Source organism: Flavobacterium sp. (assembly GCF_043779715.1).
Taxonomy (GTDB): domain Bacteria; phylum Bacteroidota; class Bacteroidia; order Flavobacteriales; family Flavobacteriaceae; genus Flavobacterium.
Genome location: NZ_JAYWDT010000097.1, coordinates 1 through 3,880, shown reverse-complemented (window position 1 = coordinate 3,880; position 3,880 = coordinate 1). Strand labels below are relative to the sequence as shown.

Annotated in this window: 5 protein-coding genes, 1 tRNA gene and 1 pseudogene; 6 read left to right on the top strand and 1 reads right to left on the bottom strand. The window is 32.8% G+C overall.

The genetic code is table 11. The features are described from left to right. Window positions 1–218: 218 nt before the first annotated feature. From idi to ACH2BG_RS04855, 6 genes are all read left to right on the top strand, one after another. On the top strand, window positions 219–746 hold the full coding sequence (idi, locus tag ACH2BG_RS04880; RefSeq protein ID WP_395046598.1) for an isopentenyl-diphosphate Delta-isomerase: 528 nt from the start codon (window positions 219–221) through the stop codon (window positions 744–746). Then, window positions 743–1,153, top strand: a complete 411-nt coding sequence (locus tag ACH2BG_RS04875) for a 6-pyruvoyl trahydropterin synthase family protein (protein WP_395046597.1) — start codon at window positions 743–745, stop codon at window positions 1,151–1,153. Before idi ends, ACH2BG_RS04875 begins: the two co-directional genes overlap by 4 nt. Next, entirely contained in the window at window positions 1,153–1,611 is a 459-nt protein-coding gene (locus ACH2BG_RS04870) for a peroxiredoxin (protein ID WP_395046596.1), read from the top strand. Before ACH2BG_RS04875 ends, ACH2BG_RS04870 begins: the two co-directional genes overlap by 1 nt. A 234-nt stretch (window positions 1,612–1,845) precedes the next feature. Next, window positions 1,846–2,814, top strand: coding sequence for a type I phosphomannose isomerase catalytic subunit (locus ACH2BG_RS04865; protein ID WP_395046595.1), 969 nt, complete (start codon window positions 1,846–1,848; stop codon window positions 2,812–2,814). An 82-nt stretch (window positions 2,815–2,896) separates the two neighbouring features. After that, window positions 2,897–3,163, top strand: coding sequence for a hypothetical protein (locus ACH2BG_RS04860; protein WP_395046594.1), 267 nt, complete (start codon window positions 2,897–2,899; stop codon window positions 3,161–3,163). Between the two features lie 79 nt (window positions 3,164–3,242). Continuing rightward, window positions 3,243–3,316, top strand: a tRNA-Thr gene (locus tag ACH2BG_RS04855). 198 nt (window positions 3,317–3,514) lie between these two features. On the opposite strand, the pseudogene ACH2BG_RS04850 reads toward ACH2BG_RS04855, so the two are convergent. Beyond that, window positions 3,515–3,880, bottom strand: a pseudogene (locus ACH2BG_RS04850) (hypothetical protein); the annotation flags it as partial.

Here is a 3,880-nt window from a genome sequence, read left to right as displayed (position 1 = left end):
CATTCCGAGGAAGGAGGAATCTCATAATTAAAGCGTGTGAGATTCCTCCTTCCTCGGAATGATAAAACAGATATTTTTTCTTTTACAAACTCTGAGGTAACTCATTTACTTTGCGGTAAAATAATCCCAACCCCAAACACTAGTTAAACTTATCATAAACTCAAAATCCTTTATAAAATCCCTTCTTTTTTTGTATTTTTACCACGCAATAAATAAATATGACAGAAGAAAAGGTAATCTTAGTAAACGAAAAAGATGAGCAAATTGGGCTAATGCCAAAACTAGAAGCACATGAAAAAGCAGTTTTACATCGTGCCTTTTCGGTTTTTGTCCTAAATAGCAACAACGAAATCATGTTGCAACAACGCGCCCACCACAAGTATCATTCCCCATCATTGTGGACAAATACCTGTTGCAGTCACCAACGAGAAGGAGAAACCAACATTCAGGCAGGAACACGTCGTTTGCGAGAAGAAATGGGTTTTGTGGCCGAACTGAAAGAATTATTTAATTTTATATACAAAGCACCCTTCGATAACGGACTCACAGAGCACGAACTAGATCACGTTATGATTGGTTATTATAATGAAGAGCCAATAATAAACAACGATGAAGTAGAAAATTGGAAATGGATGAGTATCGAAAATGTAAAAAAAGATATGAGCCAAAATCCAGATATTTATACCGTTTGGTTCAAAATTATTTTCGATGAATTTTACCATTACCTAGAAGATCATAAACTATGAAAGTAACCATAAGCAGAAAAGCCCATTTTAATGCAGCGCATCGTTTATATCGAAAAGATTGGACTTTCGAAAAAAATGATGCCGTTTTCGGTAAATGCAACAATCCAAATTTTCATGGACACAACTACGACTTAACCGTAAGTGTTACAGGTGAAATAAACCCAGAAACAGGTTATGTGATAGATATTAAGGATTTGGCAAATATTATTTATGAAGAAGTTGAATCTCAATTTGATCACAAAAATTTAAATCTAGACGTCCCAGAATTTCAAGACTTAAACCCAACTGCCGAAAATATAGTCGTTGTAATTTGGAATAAAATAAGAAAAAGAATCACAATCGAAATGGACTTAGAAGTCGAATTATACGAAACACCACGCAATTTTGTAACCTATAAAGGAGAATAATGGAAATCATAAAAGTAGGAGATAAAATGCCAATATTTGGCGCAAAAGACCAAGACGGAAACGATTTTTATATCGAATCTGTATTGCACAAAAAAATATTAGTAATATATTTTTATCCAAAAGACGAAACCCCAGGTTGTACAAGGCAAGCCTGTTCGTTTAGAGATGAATACGAAGACATAAAAAATGCAGGAGCCGAAGTCATCGGGATAAGCGGCGACAGTACAAAATCGCATAAAAAATTCGCACAAAATCACAAACTGCCATATATTTTGTTGTCAGATAAAGACAAAAATATTCGAAAACTTTTTGGAGTACCAAGTGTCATGTTGGGACTAATCCCAGGAAGAGTCACTTACGTCGTCGACCTAAAAGGTATTGTGCAAATGGTTTACAATAGTATGGATGCCAGCCAACACATACCCAAATCTCTCGAAGCAATTCAAAAATTGAAATAAATAATTGTTTAGGAGTGATCCTAGCGATAGCGAACTAGCCAATCAATTTCTTGGACATATTTCTGTCTCGTTCTTAAAGACGAGATTGCAATCTTTTTGTGCTTTTGTTATTCTGAGCTTGTCGAAGAACAAAAGCACAAAAAGCATTTTCTCCCGATAGCTATCGGGACATCAGTCCCGAATTTTCGGGATATTTAAATAATTTTTCGCATTTTTGTAATATAATATAAAACTATGAGTATAAATTTGTATCCGCTTGTCTTTGAACCCATTCTTAAAGAAAGAATTTGGGGGGGAACTAAGTTACAATCAATGCTCGGAAAAAGAATCAGTTCAGAAACAACAGGCGAAAGTTGGGAAATATCGACAGTTTCAGGTGATGTGAGCGTCGTAATAAACGGATTACTACAAGGAAAAACACTAAACGAATTACTCGAAAAATATCCGGAGGAAATATTAGGAAAAAAAAATTACAAGCAATTTGGCAAACAATTTCCATTATTATTTAAATTTTTAGATGCTTGTGAAGACTTATCAATACAACTACATCCTAATGATGAACTAGCAAAAAAACGACACAATTCCTTCGGAAAAACCGAAATGTGGTACGTGATGCAAGCAGATGAAGGAGCTAGAATAATCGTAGGATTTAAAGAAAAATCATCACCAGCGGAATATTTACAATATTTAGAAAACAAAACATTAACCACAATTCTAGAAGAAATTCCAGTAAAAAAAGGAGATGTGTTTTTGCTAGAAACGGGAACAATTCATGCCATAGGAGCAGGGATTGTTATAGCTGAGATTCAGCAAACATCGGATATTACCTATAGGGTTTATGATTGGGACAGATTAGATGCAAATGGAAACTCTAGAGAATTACATATAAATATGGCATTAGAAGCTATAAACTATAATAAAGTTGAAGCTAAGAAAAACTACGATAAATTAATAAACACTTCAAATGAAGCTGTAAATTGTCCTTATTTCACGACTAATTTTGTTCCGCTTGATGGAAAGTTAGTTTTTAAAGAAAATTCTAGTTCATTTAAGGTATTTATGTGTACCGAAGGAGAATTCGATTTGGTTTACAACAAAGAAAAGCAATCATTCAAAAAAGGGGAAACAGTATTACTTCCAGCTGTAATTACGGATTATATTTTGGTAGGAAAAGCATCTATATTAGAAATTTACATTTCATAGTCTATATTATAAAGATTATGTGTACTTTTGCACCCGAATTATAACATTCAATAGAATAATAAAATTTCAAAAATAAAATAAAATGGCAAACGTTAAGAATTTAAAAAAAGACATCAACTTCGTATTAGGAGATATTATTGAAGCAGTTTACTTGTACGAAATGACAACTACAGGAAAACCTACTGATGCTACAAACAGTTTAATAGATCAAGCTATTGCAGCTTTTGATGCATTAATTGTAAAAGTAAACGCAAAAAACGTTGAAAACAAAAAAGCACACTTCAAACAAATCAATGTAGAATTGGAACAAGTTGCAAATCAAATGGTTGAAAAAATCAACGCATTGTAGTTAAAAATAATTGTAAAAAAGTGCTAATTTATTTTGGAAATTAGAATTTCAGAATTATATTTGCACCAGAATTAAAGTCGCCAGCGTAGCTCAGTTGGCTAGAGCAGCTGATTTGTAATCAGCAGGTCGTGGGTTCGAGTCCCTCCGCCGGCTCTTTTTTGAAAAACCATCACATTTACTTGTGGTGGTTTTTTTGTTTTAAGAGTTATATAGAATGTTCAAAATTCGTTTTTCGTTTCCCGATAATTATTGGGATAACATCTAACCTTGATTTATTTATATAAAGAAAAGGCACAAAGTTCTTTGTGAACTTTGTGCCTTTTCTTTGTGTACTTAGTGTTTAATATAAAACTACTCTTGCTTTTTTCTTTCAGCTAGATAATCATTCAATTTCTTTCCGTATTTAGATTTTGCTACTTTAGGTGACATTGATTTTGCAATAGTATCTAGATATTTAATATTAATATCATAAATGTCGGTCAAAGCGATATAAGGTGCAACTTCGTAATCAGCATTTGTTAGAGCAAAGTTACCAGCGTATAAATATCTGCGTTTCAAAAGGACATCTTGTTTTTTAGTATTTTCTTCTTGGGAAATGACTTTTTTACCTTTTAGCGCTAATAATTCATCTTTTATATAATCTAACTGTTGGTCATTAAATTTAGAAATAATGTCTTTGTATTGTTCATAAAGTTCTTGGTTTTTTGAACCCGTAAT